This window comes from Cognatishimia coralii (assembly GCF_037478305.1).
Classification (GTDB): Bacteria; Pseudomonadota; Alphaproteobacteria; order Rhodobacterales; family Rhodobacteraceae; genus Cognatishimia; species Cognatishimia coralii.
Window position 1 is genome coordinate 341,322 of sequence record NZ_JBBGAZ010000002.1, and the last position, 17,915, is coordinate 359,236.

The following is a 17,915-nucleotide window of genomic DNA, read 5'->3' on the forward strand; positions in this document are numbered from 1 at the left end:
ACAAAAATGACAAACGAAAAACGCAATCGCGGTTGGTACGGTAAGCTCGACAAGGACGGGTTCATTCACCGGTCCTGGATGAAAAATCAGGGCTTCCCGGATCATGTCTTTGACGGACGCCCTGTGATTGGGATCTGTAACACGTGGTCTGAACTGACGCCCTGTAACTCGGGCCTGCGCGATCTGGCCGAAGGCGTGAAACGCGGCGTTTGGGAAGCTGGCGGCTTTCCGGTCGAGTTCCCGGTGATGTCTCTGGGTGAGACCCAGATGAAGCCCACCGCGATGCTGTTCCGCAACCTTCTGGCGATGGACGTCGAGGAATCGATCCGTGCCTATGGCATGGATGGCGTCGTCTTGCTGGGCGGCTGTGACAAGACCACTCCGGGTCAGCTGATGGGCGCGGCCTCTGTGGATCTGCCGTCGATTGTTGTGTCCTCAGGTCCCATGCTGAACGGCAAGTGGAAGGGGCAGGATATCGGCTCTGGCACAGACGTTTGGAAGTTCTCGGAGCAGGTGCGTGCAGGCGAGATGACCCTGCAGGATTTCATGAACGCCGAGTCGGGCATGAGCCGCTCCAAAGGTGTCTGCATGACCATGGGCACCGCCTCGACCATGGCGTCTTTGGTCGAAGCGATGGGGATGTCCCTGCCGACCAATGCGGCTCTGCCCGCCGTTGATGCCCGCCGCATGGCGCTGGCGCATATGACAGGCAAACGGATCGTTGAGATGGTCGAAGAGGATCTGAAACCCTCGGACATCCTCACCAAAGAGGCCTTTGAGAACGCGATCATGACCAATGCGGCCGTGGGCGGCTCTACCAATGCTGTGGTGCATTTGCTGGCTCTGGCGGGTCGCGTCGGCGTGGACCTCAGCCTCAAAGATTTCGAGCTGGGTGGAGAGATCCCATTGCTCGTGAACTGCATGCCCTCGGGCAAATACCTGATGGAAGATTTCTGCTATGCGGGTGGGGTTCCTGTGGTTCTGAAGGAACTCGGGGATCGTCTGCGGTCGGCGACGACCTGTCTGGGCGGCGATATCTCGGTCTATGCGGATGGGGCGGAGTGCTACAACGACGACGTGATCCGCTCGATGGAGAACCCGTTGAAACCAGCAGCAGGTCTGCGCGTCTTGCGCGGCAACCTCGCGCCGAACGGGGCGATCGTGAAACCTTCGGCGGCCACCGATGCGCTCTTGGAACATGAGGCCGAAGCCTTTGTGTTTGAAAGCATCGAAGACCTGAAGGCCAATATCGACAACGAAGATCTGCCCGTGACGCCCGACACCATTCTGGTGCTGAAAGGCTGTGGCCCCAAGGGCTATCCGGGCATGCCAGAGGTGGGCAATATGCCGATCCCGGGCAAGCTGGTGAAGCAAGGTGTGCGCGATATGATCCGCGTCAGCGATGCGCGCATGTCAGGCACGGCTTACGGCACGGTGATCCTGCACGTCAGCCCTGAGGCGAATGCAGGCGGCACGCTGGCTTTGGTGAAAACCGGCGACCGCATTCGGGTATCTGCCTCCAAGGGAGAGCTTGAATTGTTGGTCGATGAGGCTGAACTTGAGGCCCGCCGCGCTGCGTGGGAGCCTGAGCCTCCGCATTACACCCGCGGCTATGCCAAGATGTATATCGACCACGTGCTGCAGGCCGACAAAGGTGCAGACCTAGATTTCCTCGTGGGCAAAGATACCCGCCCCGTCACACGCGAGAGCCACTAATGACAGCCACATATCAAGACCTTAGGGGCAAGTCGGTGTTCATCACCGGCGGAGGCTCTGGCATCGGGGCGTTCCTGACCGAAGGCTTTCTGGCGCAAGGGGCGCAGGTTGCCTTTGTGCAGCGGTCGGACTCGTCTGCATTCTGCGATGAGATGGAGGCCAAACACGGCAATCGCCCGTTGTTTATCCAATGCGACATCACCGACATCGCGGCGCTTAAGGCAGCCATTGCGCAATCGGCTGAGGCCCATGGCGATATCGACGTCTTGGTCAACAACGCAGCCAATGACAAACGGCATGAGGCTGGCGAGGTCGACGAGGAATTCTACGACTGGATGATGGCGATCAATCTCAAAGCCTATTTCTTTGCATGCCAAGCGGTGGCCGAGGGGATGAAAGCCAAAGGCGGCGGCTCGATCATCAATTTCAGCTCGATTTCCTATATGATGGGGAACGCGGGCTACCCGCTCTATACGACCGCCAATTCCGGCATCAACGGCATGACCCGCAGCCTTGCGCGCGAGTTCGGACCCGACAAGATCCGCGTCAACGCGATTGCTCCGGGTTGGGTGCTGACGGACAAGCAAAAAGAGATGTGGGTCACGCCCGAAGCCCTTGAGGCGCATCTGGCGCGGCAATGTCTGAAAGACACGCTCGCGCCCGAAGATATCGTCGGAGCGACCTTGTTCCTTGCCAGCGAAAGCAGCAAAATGATGACCGGACAAGCGATGGTCGTCGATGGCGGAGTGGTGGTGACAGGATGACATTTCAAAATGCTGCTTTGGTGGCGGTGGATTGGGGCACAACCAATCTGCGCGCTGCGGTATTGGACGAGGCGGGCTCTGTTCTGGATAAGCGCGCGTCCGACAAAGGCATGGGGCAGCTCGTGCCGGATGAATTTGAACCGGTATTGGTCGATCTGATCTGGGACCTTTTGTCCGATGGTGCCGTGTTGCCCGTCATTTGCAGCGGCATGGTCGGTGCGCGGCAGGGGTGGCAAGAGGCGCCCTATGTCTCTGCGCCCTGCAAGGCCGCGGGCATGGAACAGGCAATGCAAGTGGCGACCTCAGACCCGCGGCTGTCGGTCTGGATTTTGCCCGGAGTGAGTCAGGCCAAACCTGCCGATGTGATGCGTGGCGAGGAAACCCAGATCGCTGGTTTCCTGTCCAAGTTTCCGAAATTCGACGGCGTCCTTTGCCTACCCGGAACCCACACCAAATGGGTGCGGATCAGCGCCGAAGAAATCGTCAGCTTTCAAACCTTCATGACCGGAGAGATGTTCTCGCTGCTCTCGACCCAATCGGTGCTGCGCCACTCTGTTGGGGCCGATGCCATGGACATCGCGACGTTCAACGAAGCAGTCAGCGACGCGATGAGCCGCCCTCAGGCGGTCGCAAGCAAACTCTTTTCGATCCGTGCCGAAACGCTGCTGGCGGATATACCCGAAGAGGTCGCCCGTGGGCGTTTGTCGGGATATCTGCTTGGTCTCGAACTCTCTGCATCCCGTCCCTATTGGCTAGGCATGGATGTGGCTCTGATCGGAGATCCCGCGCTCTGCGGGCTTTATAAAGACGCGCTTGAGGCGCAAGGTTGCCCGTCGCGGGTTCATGATGCCTCTGATCTGACCGTTGCAGGCCAATGGGCCGCTTACCAATCGATAAAGGACACGCCATGAGCCGCAATATCATCGCCATTTTGCGTGGGGTTTTGCCACAGGACGCGGTCGCGATCTGCGAGGAAATTCTCGCGGCGGGTATAGACCGGATCGAGGTTCCACTGAACTCGCCAGAGCCTTTTGACAGTATTGCGCGGATTGTGGATGCCATGGGGGATCGTGCGTTGATCGGGGCTGGGACGGTGTTGTCGGTCGCAGATGTCGACAAGGTCAATGCGGCTGGCGGGCGTCTGATCGTCTCACCTGACTGCAATCCCGAGGTCATTGCCCATACCAAAGCGCTTGGCTTGCAAAGCTATCCCGGTGTGATGACACCCACCGAGTGTTTCGCCGCTTTGCGTGCAGGTGCGGATGGTTTGAAGTTTTTCCCCGGCGATATGATCGGCCCAGTGGGACTCAAGGCAGTGCGTGCCGTCCTGCCAAAAGGCACCGAAGCCTATGCTGTCGGGGGTGCGAACCCAAGCAACTTCAAAGAATGGGTTGCAGCGGGGGCGACGGGTTTCGGCATCGGTTCTGCGATTTTCAAACCGGGGGACACGCCTGCCGAGGTGCGCGCAAAAGCAGACGCCATTGTCACCGCCTATGATGAGGCTTTGGCATGACGACCGTCTATGATCGTCGGGCTTGCAAGCTAGGCGAGGGACCTTTGTGGCACCCGGAACGGCAGCAGCTTTTTTGGTTCGACATTCTGGGCCGCAAGCTGATGAGCCGTTCCGGTGGCAAACCGCTGGAATGGCAGTTTGACGAATATGTGTCGGCGGCGGGCTGGGTGGATCAGGATACACTTCTGATGGCGTCCGAGAGCGGTCTTTATCGGTTTGATATTGCGACAGGCGCGCGCGAGTTGGTTGCGGCGCTTGAGGCTGACAATCCGGTGACCCGCTCTAATGACGGACGTGCGGACCCGCAGGGGGGCTTCTGGATCGGCACCATGGGGATCAATCTGGAACCGGGCGCTGGGGCGATCTATCGCTATTATCGCGGCGAGTTGCGCAAGCTGTATGGCGACATCTCGATCAGCAACGCGATCTGTTTCGCGCCATCAGGTGACATCGCCTATTTCTGCGATACGCCGACCCGTCAGATCATGGCGCAAAAGCTCGATGCCGACGGTTGGCCCGTTGGGCAACCTAAAGTTTTCGTGGACCTCAATGAGGCCGACGTGAACCCAGACGGCGCGGTCGTGGACGAGGGCGGCAACCTCTGGAACGCGCAATGGGGGGCGAACCGTGTGGCCTGCTATGGCACGGACGGAACGCTCAAACAGACCGTCAGTTTCGCTGCCGAACAGATCAGTTGCCCAGCATTTGGCGGCGCAGATCTGAAAACGCTCTTTGCCACCTCGGCTGCCGACGGGCTTGACGGAGAGACCGAAGGGCGCACCTACTCATACACATTCACCGATGTCTCGGGCCAAGCCGAGCATCGGGTCATTTTGTGAGCACCACATGAAACGCACATTAGGCACCTGTTATTATCCCGAACATTGGGAGCCAGAGATCTGGCCCGAGGACGCACGGCGTATGGTCGAGGCGGGGCTGACCTGGGTTCGGATCGGCGAATTCGCCTGGTCTCGGTTGGAGCCGACGCCGGGGGATCTACGTTTTGAGTGGCTGGATCAGGCGATCGAGGTGCTTGGATCGGCTGGGCTGAAAGTGGTGTTGGGCACGCCGACTGCGACGCCACCGCGGTGGATGGTGGACAAGCATCCCGACATGATTGCGCTGGATGTCGATGGCAAACCGCGTGGGTTTGGATCTCGGCGGCACTATTGTTTTTCCCACCTCGGCTACCGCGAAGAATGCGCGCGGATTGTGGGGCTTTTGGCAGAACGCTATGGCGCGAACTCGCATGTGGCGGCGTGGCAGACGGACAATGAATATGGCTGCCATGACACGACGATTTCCTATTCCGATGCCGCGCGCGTTGGGTTTCAGGGCTGGTGCGGCGAGCGCTATGGATCCGTTGAGGCCCTGAACAATGCCTGGGGCAATGTGTTTTGGTCGATGGAGTATAATCGCTTTGACCAGATCGCCCTGCCGAACCTGACCGTAACAGAGCCTAATCCAGCCCATTCGCTGGCATTTCGGCGGTATACGTCGGATCAGGTGGTGGCCTTCAACCGTTTGCAGGTCGAGATCATCAAGCAGCATTCCAGCGCGCCAATCGCCCACAACTACATGGGTCGGATCACCGATTTCGATCACTATAAAGTTGGCGATGACCTCGAGATTGCGAGCTGGGACAGCTATCCCATGGGTTTCCTCGAGGATCGCGTAGGCGCGGATGCGGCGCATCAAAAGGCCTTCGCGCGTCAAGGGGATCCGGATTTTCAGGCGTTTCACCATGACCTTTACCGCGCAGTCGGCAAAGGGCGCTGGTGGGTGATGGAGCAACAGCCCGGTCCTGTGAACTGGGCGCCTTACAACCCCGCGCCTCTGGACGGGATGGTGCGGCTGTGGTCTTGGGAAGCCTTTGCCCATGGGGCAGAGGCGGTCTGTTATTTCCGCTGGCGGCAGGCGCCTATGGCGCAGGAACAGATGCACGCGGGTCTCTTGCGTCCCGATAGCGAGGAAGCGCAAGCAATGCGCGACGTGCGCCAAATGCGCGACGAGTTGACAGACGCGCCAGAGGTGCAACCCGCGCAGGCGCGGGTCGGTTTGATCTTTGACTATGATGCAGATGCCGCTTGGGCGGTGCAGCCGCATGGAGCGGGGCTCAGCTATTTCGGACTGGTGTTTGACGCCTATAAAGCGCTGCGCAAACTGGGGCTGTCGATTGATATTCTGCGTCCCGAGACACGCGATTTCGCAGGCTACGACCTGATCCTTGCGCCGGGCCTGATGCATATGTCTGAGGCGCTAAAAAAGGCTCTATCCCAGCAGAATGCGCAGGTTTTGATCGGCCCGCGTTCTGGCGCGCGAGATCAGGATATGACGATCCCAGTGCCTCTGCCGCCGGCCTTGCCGGGCTTGGATGTGACCGTGGATCGGGTTGAGTCTCTGCGGCCTGACTCTCCGGAAGCATTGTCGTTGAGCGGGGCTTTCACGGGTTATCGCGAGATCCTGACGGGCTCTGCCACAGTCACGCTGACAGCTGAGGATGGAAACGCTGCGGTTATGTCACATGACGGCATGCACTACCTCGCGGGGTGGCCAGATGCGGAAGGGTGGAAGATCATTTTGACGCCCCTTTGTGCGCAGGCTGGGCTTGAGGTCATTGACCTGCCTGAGGGCTTGCGTCGCCGCGATACCGCGTCTGAAACCTTCTGGTTCAACTACGCAGCGCATGACGTGACATTTGACGGCCGCAGTTTCGCGCCAGCCTCAGTCACACGCGATCCTCGAGACGCATAGGTCGCTCACAAACAAGTCTCTGTCGCGCGTTTTTTAGAGCGCGCGGCCCAACGCCCTCAACATCCCTCAATCAACGTGGTGTCTCTTTGGGAGGAGCAAGATGGCGCGCGAGGTTTGGGATCGGCTGTTGGCCGAAGCAAAAGCAATGCATGAGGCGGATGAGGCCCTGACGGAGTTTTGTCCGTTTCCCGACGACGTGACCCCTCAGGAGGTGTCGTATTTCCAGATCCCGCCGCATGACTTGCTGATCGAAGAAACAGGGTTTGCAGACCCTGAAACGCCGATCAGACGCGCTTTCATCGACGCAGGCGCTCTGGCGAAATGGCGTGAGACCTACAAAGGAACCGACATCGGCGATGATTTCATGAACCGTTTTGGCTGTTACTGTCTGATCGGCGAGGGCGGAGCCTTTCAGAGCGATCAAATGGCGGCATGGGTCGTCTATATGCCACCGCATTTGCATTACCCTTGGCACCATCACCCCGGCGAAGAGATGTACCGCGTGATCGGAGGTGAGGGACGGTTCATGCGCAAGGGTATGCCGGATGAGTGGCTCAAGACCGGCGACGCCTGTGAACATGCTTCAAACCAGCCGCATGCGTTGGATACCGAAGACAGCCCGATCATGGCCTATGTGGTCTGGCGCAACGGGTTTGAGACGCCGCCGGTTCTCACGCACTAGCGATAGACTGGATTGGACCACGCACGGTTGCCTGCTGCGTCCACAATCGTCACGCGCATGAACGGAGAGTTCTTGAGCTTGTCCAAAGGAACTTCCGTCCGGGTCATTCCCGCACCGTAAACGCAGGCGGACCGCGAGCCCTTGCCTTGAACCATCACGGCTTTGACGGCGGTGGATTGAACCACAACGCAGTCGTCCTCCCATGAAACGCCCTTCAGCTCTGGGCCTGTGGACGAATAATAATGCCCTGCCTTAAGGGCCGCCAAAAGCGCGTCGGGTGTGTTCTCTTCGGCCTTGACCATGACCCAGCCGCCAAAGCTGTCGGGCTCACTGAAATGCGCGTCATCGGTGGCGCAGAGGTCCAACCGCCGACCCGCCGACAAAAGCTGGTCCAGCATGTAATGCCCATGCGCGCGATCGCATTCGACGCCGCAGGTGTGGTTGTAGATCTCGACCGCATGCGCGTGTTTGATGCTGTCGGCGTCGGCGAAGGTCATGCCGCCCCATTCGGGATGTGCAATGGCGACATAGGCACCGGCGTCCCACGCCCGTTTGGCCAGCTCTGGGCCGGTTTCCTGACCCTCAACGGGGTGGAAACTGGGCGAATGGGATGGCGCGAAATCCTCAGGCAGGCCGACGGCGAGGATGTGCCAGAGTTCTCCGTTTTCCATGGCACCAGAGTGAAGTTCGGCGCCTAATATCGTGGTGAAATCCTCGTCTCGGAACGGCTTGGTGTCGGTAATCGGATAGCCGTATTCGCCGACAAAGTGATCCGTCAGCGCCAGAAAATCATAGCCCTCGGCCTTGTAGCGGCGACAGACTTCGCCCGGATCCAATGCCCCATCAGACAAGTTGGAATGCGTGTGCAGATTACCGCGCCAAAAGCGGCCGGGCAGGTCAAAGAACGACTGTGACATAGGGCAGTCCTCGCTGTTTTCACCCCAATATCTTCAAAGTGTAATCGCCGCGTGACGCATCGGTGAATAGGAAAATTAAAGGGCATAGGGGCAAGTTATTTTGTGTGTCTTGGCACAGGATCGCGCGTAGGTTTGGTGCAAGAAACGCGTTTTAGGATTCATGACATGAAAACCCATGCACAAGCAGTGGTCATCGGCGGCGGTCTGGTGGGCTGTTCCATCCTCTATCACTTGGCGAAACTCGGCTGGACTGATGTGGTTCTGCTCGAACGCGATGAGCTGACGTCAGGCTCGACCTGGCACGCGGCGGCGGGGATCCATGGGCTGCATGACAACAACAATATCACGCGCATTCAGCACTATACGATGAACCTCTATAAGCAGCTCGAGAAAGAGACCGGGCAGGGCTGTGGTGTGTTTCAGCCGGGGTCTCTGTATCTGGCGCAAACGCAAGAGCGCGAACATCAGTTGCGGCTGCAAGAGGCCAAAGCGAAATACTATGGTCTGAATTTCTATGAGGTCAGCCGCGAGAAAGCCAAAGAGCTGCATCCGCTGGCGCAGTTTGACGACGTGCGTTGCATTATGTTCGAACCTGAGGGTGGCAATGTCGACCCTTCTGGCGTGACCCATGCCTATGCCGCGGGCGCGCGCGCGCTGGGGGCCACGATTGAGCGGTTTTGTCCCGTGATTGGCACGGATCAACAGCCCGATGGCTCGTGGATTGTGCGTACCGAGAAGGGTGACATTCATACGCAATGGGTGGTGAATGCCGCTGGCCTTTGGGGGCGCGAAGTGGCGGCGATGGCAGGGCTGACGCTGCCGTTGCAGCCGACAGAGCATCAGTATTTTGTCACGGAAACCATCGATGAGGTTGCGGCCATTGGACGCCGCTTGCCCTCGATTGCCGACCGCGATGGAGAGTATTATTTTCGCCAAGAGGGCAACGGTTTTCTGATCGGAGCCTACGAGAAAGACATGCGGTTCTGGGCCGAAGAGGGCACGCCCTTGGATTTCGCCCATGACCTCTTCCCCGATGATCTCGACCGGATCATGGAGAACGTTATGCGCGCGGTTGAACGGGTGCCCTGTGCCGAAACCGCAGGCGTCAAACGCGTGATCAACGGGCCGATGATCTGGAGCCCTGATTCAAGTGCGCTCTGGGGGCCTGTGCCGGAACTTAAGAATTACTTCCTTGTGGGTGGCATTATTCCGGGGTTTAGCCAGTCGGGAGGGCTTGGATTGCTCGCCGCGCAATGGATGATCGATGGCGAGCCGCAGTACGATATGTTCGCCTGGGATCTGGCGCGCTTTGGCGATTGGGCGGATGCCAAATTCACAAAGGCGCGGGTCGAGGATCAATATGCCAACCGCTTTGCGATCCACTTCCCTAACGAGGAACGCAGCGCCGGCCGTCCGGCGCGCCTGCGTCCGGCCTACGAAATGCAAAGCGAGATGGGCGCTGTCTTTGGGCTGAATTGCGGGTGGGAGCATCCTCTGTGGTTTGCCGACAAGCCGGGTATGACCGATACCAACAGCTTTACACGCCAGAACTGGTGGGAGCCCGTGGGTCGCGAATGCGAGATGCTGCGGAATAATGTGGGCATCATCGATATCTCGAACTTCGCCAACTACGTGATCAAAGGGCCGGGGGCGTTCGCGTGGCTGGATAAGCTTATGGCCAACAAGATCCCGACCGAGGTGGGGCGCTCGTGCCTGACGCCGATGATTTCGGTGCGCGGCGGGGTCTGTGGAGATTTCACCATCACCAAGGTTGCGGATGAGGAATATATGATGGTCGGCTCAGGCCTTGGGGAACGCTATCACCAGCGGTTCTTCCAGATGGTCGATCTGCCCGAAGGCACTACGTTTGAGATCGCCACCAACCGCATCGCCGGCTTCAATATCGCCGGTCCAAAATCGCGCGCCATGTTGCAGCGAATGACCAATGCGGATCTGTCAAACGAGGCGTTTCGGTTTATGCGGTCTCAGACCATCGAGGTGGCGGGCGTCACATGTTTGGCGATCCGCGTGTCCTTTACCGGAGATCTCGGCTGGGAGCTGCATTGCGCCGAAAGTGATCAGATCAGGCTCTATTCCGCCTTAATAGAGGCCGCAAAGGAGTTCGACGGAGGTCCTGTCGGCGGCCGTGCCTTAGGCTCACTCAGAATCGAAAAAGGCTATGGCAGCTGGTCTCGCGAATATTCGCAGGAATATTGGGCGCATGAGGTGGGTTTTGACGGGCTGGTCAAGCTCGATAAGGACTTCTTGCACAAGGATGCCTATCTCGCGGTCAAAGACACGGCCCCTCGCGAGGTGCTCAGCTATTTCGAAATCGAAACGCCGCATAATGCTGATGCTGCCGGAGGCGAGACAATTTTCACGCCGGACGGGCGCTCGGTTGGGCGGGTTACCTCGGGGGCCTATGGGTATACCGTTGGGAAATCTCTCGCCGTTGGATTTGCCAATCCCGAGGTTGCCGGGCCGGGTGATGAGGTCGAGGTCATGATCCTTGGCCTTCCGCACAAAGCACGCATTCTGGCGGAACCTGCTTTTGATCCGAAAGGTGCGCGGCTCAGATCTTAGCCTCGGATGCGCAGGCCATCAGCCAGTCTTTGAACAGCTCGGCTGATGGCGTCATGTGGTCTTTGAAAGTGGCGTAATAGGTCCATGGGCTCGGGCAATCGACGATCAACGGCTCGATCAAATCGCCGCGGTTCAGGAATTTCATCGCCAAAGATTTTGGCGCCACGACGACGCCAGCCCCTGCTGCCGCAAGTTCCAGCGCAGCAGTGGTGGAGTTGCATTGAAAGCCCACGGGAATACGCGTTTTTTGCATACCAAGAGCCGCGCAAATGGCGTCCCAGTATTCAGGCCTACCCAGGATGTGGATCGCACGTTCCTGAGCGAGAGTTTCTGCTGTGATTTCGGCATAGTACGGAGCCGCAACCAGAACCAGCTTTTCGTCCCACAGTTTCATATCATGTGCGCCAACATCGTCCTTGTGGGCGATGGTGATGGTAATGTCGCTCGCGTTTTCCTGCAGGTCCGCCCAAACCGTGCTGTTGAGTGCCAGCTCGATCTTCGGGTTTTGCGCATGAAACCCCGCCATGACCTGCGGCATCCAATGTTCGGTCAGGCTGACGGGGCAGGACACGGTCACCGCCCGCGTGCTGTTCTTGGTGATCAAAGAGGCTGTCGCGGTGTCGATATCCTGCAGCGCGCGTTGCACTGATGGCAGATATCCCTGTCCCACATCCGTCAGAGTTAGTGAGCGCGCGTGACGCACAAACAGCGGGCGCCCGATATAATCTTCGAGGCTGCGCACATGGTTGCTGACCGCAGCTTGTGTACAGTTCAACTCGTCAGCGGCCGAGGTGAAACTCAGGTGTCGGGCGGCTGCTTCGAACGAGCGTAGGAAGGAAAGGTGGGGCAGAGACTTCATGGATTAAGTCCTAAGAAAGGGAAAAGAGAATAGCAATTTCTATTCTTAGGTGTGCGCCGGATCTAGATTGGTTGCGCAAAGGTCACGGCTTGCTTTTCAAATGGCGTAGGTCATGGATTTCAGACTTAAAATGATCGGGTAGAAATGATCGGTTAACCGCCAGTTTCGTACCAATGGCGCGAAGGTTTTGACTTCGATCGAATAAACCGTGAAAGACATTGTATGAAGACTTTCTGCAAAATTGCGCTTTTGTCGCCGGCGGCTTTTAGCCTTGCGGCCTGCGGTGGGGGCAGCGGCGGTGTCGGAGGTGGTGGTTCGACTCTGGCTTCACTGGTTTTTGAGTCTTACTTTGTTCAATCTTGGTCCACATACGAAACGGCGGCTTCAAATCTGTTGGCAAGTGCCAAATACTCGATTCAAACCGCTACTAACCAAAGGTTTGTTGACGGCAATACATCTAGCACCACCACGGTCACGACGAATGCATTACTGCATTCGGGTATTCAGTATGCACACGCCGCGGGTCTTACCGGTCAAGGTCAAACCATTGCAGTCTCCGACGAAGGTTTTTTGACGTCCCACGTTACGATTTCCGATGATCTCGCAGACATTCAATCAGGTTTGCCAGTGGCCAGCCACGGGACCGCCGTGGCATCGATCATCACCGGGAATTCTTCGACAATGATTGGCGTTGCTCCTGACGCAGAGTTGATTGTGGGTCATTGGGATACAACTGATCTAACAGACACGGGACAAAAAGCGATAGCCGCAAACGCAGTGGCTTGGAACAATTCTTGGGGATTTGTTGATCCTGGCACTCGCCAAAATTCGGTGGCGAACACAACTTGGTTTAACAATGTATTTGGGAGTTCCGCCGGGTCCGATTATTTGCAGGTGCTGAGAGACTACACTGCCTCTGGCAACGTGCTTTTTGCGATCAGTAACGATCAATCCATTTCAACAATTGGTCTGATGGCAGGTTTGCCCTCGCTTGTCCCTGAGTTGGAGAGCGGCTGGATAGCCGTTGTAAACGGCGCGCCAGAAATGACCAATGGCGACATAACCGCGGTGTCACGGCTTTCAGGAGCCTGCCTCGAAGCGGCGCGATGGTGTATCACTGCGGACGGGACTTGGCTTGTTGCGACCAGCTCGGGCAACAACAATTACAGCAGGGGGTATGGTTCATCATATGCCACCCCGACTGTTGCCGGGTCTTTGGCCCTTCTTGCCCAGGCCTTTCCCAGCTTGACTCCTCACCAGCTTCGTTTGCGTTTGTTTGCAACGGCCGACAGTTCGTTTGCTGGGTTTAGTCAAGATCAGGTCGTAACCCTAATGGATGGCTACCAAAGCGCGGTAAGCAATGTATACGGTCATGGTTTCCTTGACGTAAAAGCCGCCCTTCTGCCGATCGGTCGCATGACCATCAATGCTGGGAACGGCCAAACCATCACGCCAAACCAGCCGCTCGTTATGTCTGGCTCTGCAAGCGGTGGCGCCATTGCGGCTTCGCTTGCAGGTGTGCAGGTTCATGCGACGGACGTTTTTGCGGGGGCCTTCTCGCTGGATGCGGACACGCTGGTTCAATCGAGCACACCCGGCGCGTTGTTCCCTGAGCAATTCGCAGCGGTTGAGGGGCGCAATGTGAACGACCGTGCCTTGTCTTCGGCTCTGTTTGACCGCGACCCGACGCTGCAGAACTCTTTCGGAGACCTCTATGTCGCGAGCTACCTACCCCAGAGTTCCGGGTCGCTTGAAACCGCGGGCTTCTCGGTTGGGCAACGCCACGCCACATCTTTTGGCCATGTCGACTGGCAGGCGGGCGTTGGGTCTGACAATGGTGCACTGCTGCCCATGTGGCAGAACCAGGATGGGCAGGATTTGGCCTCCCTGGGTCTGGCGATGACGTCGGCGCTGTCTGAAAACTCTGCGCTGCAGGTGAGCGCTGTTATGGCGACCTCTGCCGGACGTGGGAACACCAGCTCGATCTTCATGAACAGCAGCGAGATTTCTTATACGCAGGCGCAGGTCTTTGACCGCAATGACCGGCTCAAGCTGTCGGTGCGTCAGCCCTTTGCGATCACCTCGGGTTCAACGAACCTGACCCTCGCGACCAATTCTGGCGGCACCTATCAGCTTCAAACCTTTGCCGTGGATCTGTCACCCGCAAAGCGCGAGATGCAGATTGCTTTGGACTACGAAATAGAAGTGCAGCGCGACACGGATGTGATGCTGTCTTTGGTGCATGCGATGAACCGTGGGCATCAGGCGGGCAAAGAAGAATCCGGCGTGTTTTTCGGATATCGCAAGAGTTTCTGACGTTGTTGAAAGTCATCAGGGAAAGGCAGGCGTTTGACCTGCCTTTTTTCTTGTGTATATGGGGTGAAAGCGCCTGTGTTAGCGCTAAAATTTGGTGAATATTGAGGTTCCGATGATCCTGTGTTGCGGCGAAGCCCTTATCGACATGATCCCTGCCCCAACCGAAGGGGGCGAAGGGTTTGTTCCTCATGCGGGCGGGGCGATCTTTAACACTGCGATTGCGCTGGGTCGGCTTGGCCAAGACGTGTCTATGGCAACAGGCTTGTCTCGAGATCTGTTCGGACAGCAACTCATCGATGGACTCAGCGCGAGTGGCGTCGGGACTTCCATGGTCGTGCACAGCGACCGCCCGACGACTTTGGCTTTCGTGAAACTCGTGGACGGGCATGCGCGCTATCAGTTTTATGACGAAGCCTCTGCTGGCCGGATGCTACGCTATGAAGATTTCGCCAGTGTGCCGCAGGACGTGAAAGCGCTGTTTTTCGGCGGGATCAGCCTTGCCTGTGAGCCGGGCGCTGATGCCTATGCGGCTTTGTGTGAGGCCGAGGCGGCTGGCCGCTTGGTGATGATGGATCCAAACATTCGTCCCGGTTTTATTCAAGACGAAGCCAGATACCGCGCGCGCCTGTCTCGGATGCTGGCCTGTGCGGATATTGTCAAAGTGTCTGATGAGGATCTTGACTGGATACTGCCAGAACACAGCGGGATCGCGGCGCAAGCCGCCGCAATGCAGGCCATGGGGCCAAAAGTAGTGGTCGTCACCCGTGGCAAAGATGGCGCGACGGCGTTTCTTGCAGATGGGACGCAGGTGTCTGTTCCGTCCGAGCGGGCCGAGGTCGTGGATACGGTCGGGGCAGGGGATACCTTTAACGCGGGCGTGCTGGCCAAACTGTCTCAGATGGGGCTTTTGTCGAAACACGCGGTGCAAGGGATTGCCCCTGCGCAGATGCAAGAGGTGCTCGCACATGGTGCCAAAGTTGCAGCGGTCACCGTGTCTCGTGCGGGCGCAAACCCGCCTTGGGCGCACGAGCTTTAGGACCTATCCGGGCGGTTCCACAGCAGTCGTGCTGCGATGGGCGCGCCGATGATCACCACAATGATCCGGGTGATATGGTGGGTGATGACGTAGCTGAGGTCGCCACCTGCGATGATTGTCAGGATAGTCAATTCGGCTTGGCCACCGGGCGCAAACGCCAAGAGTGCATTGACCGGGGCCGAAAGACCCAGAGCTGTCACCACCTGCGCAAAAGCCGCCGCCAGCAGGGTCAGCACCAGCATGAACGCCATGCCAGCCAGGACCACACGGCGCAGTTCCCCGAGTGTCACGCCCACATATTTCGCGCCGACGATTGCGCCCAGAAAGAACTGCGCGGCGAGGATCGCCTCGGCAGGAGGACGTGAATGTATGAACCCTCCAAGGGACAGGGCTGCAGCGAGGATCAAGGGGCCGAGGATCGAGGCTCCGAACAGTCCGATGCGCACGCCGCCTTTCCAGCCCGCCCAAGCGGCAAACACCATAAGGCCCATTTCATGCAAAGGCAGGTCTCGGGCAGGCTGTCCGATCGGGTTGGTCAGGGGTGTGTTGTAGACTTGCGTTAAGATGATTGGAGCGGCGATCACGATCACCAGAACACGGGTGGCATGGATCAGAGACAGCACACGCACATTGCCGCCGGCCTCTTCTCCGAAAAGGATCATGTCCTGCAGCCCGCCTGGCATGGAGGCGTAGTAAGCCGTGGGATAGTCAAACTTACAGACATAACGAAAGAACGGAACGCCGATGACTCCGATCAGGATGATATAGAGCGGGATCAACGCGACCGAGCCTGCCATGCGCGGCAGTTCATGCACCACATCAGGGGTGATGGAACATCCAATGGTTACGCCCAATATCGTGCGGGCTGCGTCTCCGACCTGCCCAAATCCGCTGAGTTTCGCGCCAAAGAGCGCCGTGAGCAGACAGGCCGCCATGGGGCCAAAGAGGAAAGGAAGCGGGAGGCCGAGGCTCCAAAACACCGCCGCGCCGATGGCAGCGATGCCAAAGGTGTTCAACTGAGCGCGGGACGGTCGGAATGGCATGAGACTGATACTTGTAAAGACCCCTTTTGAGTATCAAACGGGTGCCAGAACGCAAGTCAGCACAAAGCCCGTGGGGGTTTCAATGCAGCTGACGCTCTTGTTCCAGTTCCAGCAATTCCAGCACCATAGTCACGGCAGTATTTGCGTTGGGCTCTTCACCGCCTAGCCCCATGCGCAGGTAAATACCGTCGATCAACGCGGCCAACCTGCGCGCAACAGAAGGCGCGCGTGCGCCCATCAAAGGCCTGAGGCAAGAGGTGAGATTAGACACGATTCGCCTTTGATAGACCCTCAAAAGCCGTTGCGCCTCGGGCAGGGTTTGGGCTGCCACATAAAAATTAAGCCAAGCTGAGAGAACTTCTTTTTTAAAGTTATTGGTCGAGAAAGACGCCCGCACAATGGCCTCGACCCGCTGCTGGGGCGTGTCCGACATCAGCAGAGCCCCCCGCACTTCGGCCCCATAGACCGACAAGACATGACGCATCGCCGCCATGAAGATTTTCTCTTTAGACCCAAAGTAATGATGCACCAAGGCGGTCGAAACACCTGCGCGTTTTGCGATCTGGGTGACGGTGACGTCTAAGGTGCCCGCCCGTCCGATCTCTTCGATCGTGGCTTGCACCATGGCCTTGCGGCGGATGGGTTCCATTCCAACCTTGGGCATTGTCCGTCTCCCTGCGCCCCTTAAGGGACCGTTTTTTATCTTGACGTATGGCAGAAGAATATTTTTTAACTGACTCGTCAATCAATAAAAAATCAGGGAGATCCCGATGACCCTTAAATCGACCATTTCCGCGTTGGCTCTCGTGGCCTCCGCATCCGCCGCTTTTGCTGACTGCGGCGAAGTTACGTTTTCAGACGTAGGCTGGACCGACATCACCGCGACCACTGCTGCGACCACCGTAGTTCTGGAAGCACTGGGCTATGAGACTGATATCAAGGTCCTGTCCGTGCCAGTGACCTACACATCCATGGCGGGTGGAGACATTGACGTCTTCCTCGGTAACTGGATGCCAACCATGGAAGCCGACATCGCGCCATATCGCGAAGCGGGCACTGTGGACACCGTGCGCGAGAACCTCGAAGGCGCGAAGTATACGCTGGCGGTGAATGCAGCGGCGAAAGCCATGGGCATCAATGATTTCTCAGATATCGCAGCGAAGTCTGACGCTCTGGACGGCAAGATCTTTGGCATCGAGCCAGGCAACGACGGCAACCGTCTGATCCAGTCCATGATCGATTCCGACGCCTTTGGCCTGTCCGGCTTTGAGGTCGTCGAAAGCTCTGAGCAAGGTATGTTGGCGCAGGTCGACCGCGCGTCCCGCAAGGATGAGCCGATTGTCTTCCTCGGCTGGGAACCACACCCAATGAACGCCAATTTTGACATGGGCTATCTGACCGGTGGTGATGACTACTTTGGCCCGGATTTCGGTGGTGCGACCGTCTACACAAACACCCGCGCGGGCTATGTGGGCGAATGCCCGAACGTCGGTGCCTTGCTCGGCAACCTCAAGTTCACGCTGGCAATGGAAAACGAAATCATGTCGGCGATCCTGAACGATGGCGAAGACCCAGAGGATGCAGCCGAAGACTGGCTGAAAGCGAACCCAGCGGCTTATGAAGCCTGGCTCGCAGGCGTCACCACCAAAGACGGTGGCGATGCGGTTGCAGCGGTCGCAGCGGCGCTGAACTAAGCCAAGGGCTCTAAACAGACGCGCGTTTCCCGCTAGCT

General features: G+C 58.0%; 15 protein-coding genes. 11 read left to right on the plus strand and 4 right to left on the minus strand.

Annotated elements, in window-relative coordinates:
- Positions 1-6: 6 nt before the first annotated feature.
- From WG622_RS07270 to WG622_RS07300, 7 genes are all read left to right on the plus strand, one after another.
- On the plus strand, positions 7-1,716 hold the full coding sequence (locus WG622_RS07270; RefSeq protein WP_339402972.1) for an IlvD/Edd family dehydratase: 1,710 nt from the start codon (positions 7-9) through the stop codon (positions 1,714-1,716).
- The gene (locus tag WG622_RS07275; protein WP_339402973.1) at positions 1,716-2,480 is read left to right on the plus strand and encodes an SDR family NAD(P)-dependent oxidoreductase; all 765 of its coding nucleotides are present in this window, start codon (positions 1,716-1,718) and stop codon (positions 2,478-2,480) included. The genes WG622_RS07270 and WG622_RS07275 overlap by 1 nt, the downstream gene beginning before the upstream one ends.
- Positions 2,477-3,391, plus strand: coding sequence for a 2-dehydro-3-deoxygalactonokinase (locus WG622_RS07280; RefSeq protein ID WP_339402974.1), 915 nt, complete (start codon positions 2,477-2,479; stop codon positions 3,389-3,391). The genes WG622_RS07275 and WG622_RS07280 overlap by 4 nt, the downstream gene beginning before the upstream one ends.
- Positions 3,388-3,993 (plus strand): 2-dehydro-3-deoxy-6-phosphogalactonate aldolase, encoded by a 606-nt coding sequence (locus WG622_RS07285; protein ID WP_339402975.1) that lies wholly within the window; start codon positions 3,388-3,390, stop codon positions 3,991-3,993. Before WG622_RS07280 ends, WG622_RS07285 begins: the two co-directional genes overlap by 4 nt.
- Positions 3,990-4,832: an SMP-30/gluconolactonase/LRE family protein gene (locus WG622_RS07290; protein ID WP_339402976.1), complete on the plus strand. Its 843-nt coding sequence runs from the start codon at positions 3,990-3,992 to the stop codon at positions 4,830-4,832. The genes WG622_RS07285 and WG622_RS07290 overlap by 4 nt, the downstream gene beginning before the upstream one ends.
- Before the next feature lie 7 nt (positions 4,833-4,839).
- Positions 4,840-6,747 (plus strand): beta-galactosidase, encoded by a 1,908-nt coding sequence (locus WG622_RS07295; RefSeq protein WP_339402977.1) that lies wholly within the window; start codon positions 4,840-4,842, stop codon positions 6,745-6,747.
- A gap of 100 nt (positions 6,748-6,847) precedes the next feature.
- Positions 6,848-7,429 carry a dimethylsulfonioproprionate lyase family protein gene (locus WG622_RS07300; protein WP_339402978.1) on the plus strand — a complete coding sequence of 194 codons (582 nt, stop codon included), beginning with the start codon at positions 6,848-6,850 and terminating at the stop codon, positions 7,427-7,429.
- On the opposite strand, the gene WG622_RS07305 is transcribed toward WG622_RS07300, so the two are convergent.
- Entirely contained in the window at positions 7,426-8,346 is a 921-nt protein-coding gene (locus WG622_RS07305; protein WP_339402979.1) for a PHP domain-containing protein, read from the minus strand. The two genes, WG622_RS07300 and WG622_RS07305, sit on opposite strands and share 4 nt — an antisense overlap.
- A gap of 165 nt (positions 8,347-8,511) precedes the next feature.
- Between WG622_RS07305 and WG622_RS07310 the strand changes: the two genes are divergently transcribed.
- Entirely contained in the window at positions 8,512-10,929 is a 2,418-nt protein-coding gene (locus WG622_RS07310; protein WP_339402980.1) for a GcvT family protein, read from the plus strand.
- Here WG622_RS07310 and WG622_RS07315 read toward each other — a convergent pair.
- A complete protein-coding gene (locus tag WG622_RS07315; protein WP_339402981.1) occupies positions 10,919-11,788 on the minus strand; it encodes a LysR substrate-binding domain-containing protein in 870 nt (289 codons plus the stop codon). The two genes, WG622_RS07310 and WG622_RS07315, sit on opposite strands and share 11 nt — an antisense overlap.
- 222 nt (positions 11,789-12,010) lie before the next feature.
- On the opposite strand from WG622_RS07315, the gene WG622_RS07320 reads away from it, so the two are divergent.
- Together WG622_RS07320 and WG622_RS07325 are read left to right on the plus strand one after the other, a co-directional pair.
- On the plus strand, positions 12,011-14,104 hold the full coding sequence (locus WG622_RS07320) for a S8 family peptidase (protein WP_339402982.1): 2,094 nt from the start codon (positions 12,011-12,013) through the stop codon (positions 14,102-14,104).
- A 112-nt stretch (positions 14,105-14,216) separates the two neighbouring features.
- The gene (locus WG622_RS07325; RefSeq protein WP_339402983.1) at positions 14,217-15,140 is read left to right on the plus strand and encodes a carbohydrate kinase family protein; all 924 of its coding nucleotides are present in this window, start codon (positions 14,217-14,219) and stop codon (positions 15,138-15,140) included.
- Here the strand turns inward: WG622_RS07325 and WG622_RS07330 are convergent.
- Entirely contained in the window at positions 15,137-16,183 is a 1,047-nt protein-coding gene (locus WG622_RS07330) for an AbrB family transcriptional regulator (protein WP_339402984.1), read from the minus strand. The two genes, WG622_RS07325 and WG622_RS07330, sit on opposite strands and share 4 nt — an antisense overlap.
- Before the next feature lie 79 nt (positions 16,184-16,262).
- A complete protein-coding gene (betI, locus tag WG622_RS07335) occupies positions 16,263-16,847 on the minus strand; it encodes a choline-binding transcriptional repressor BetI (protein WP_209357696.1) in 585 nt (194 codons plus the stop codon).
- A gap of 106 nt (positions 16,848-16,953) precedes the next feature.
- Between betI and choX the strand changes: the two genes are divergently transcribed.
- Positions 16,954-17,877 carry a choline ABC transporter substrate-binding protein gene (choX, locus tag WG622_RS07340; protein ID WP_339402985.1) on the plus strand — a complete coding sequence of 308 codons (924 nt, stop codon included), beginning with the start codon at positions 16,954-16,956 and terminating at the stop codon, positions 17,875-17,877.
- Positions 17,878-17,915: the final 38 nt, after the last annotated feature.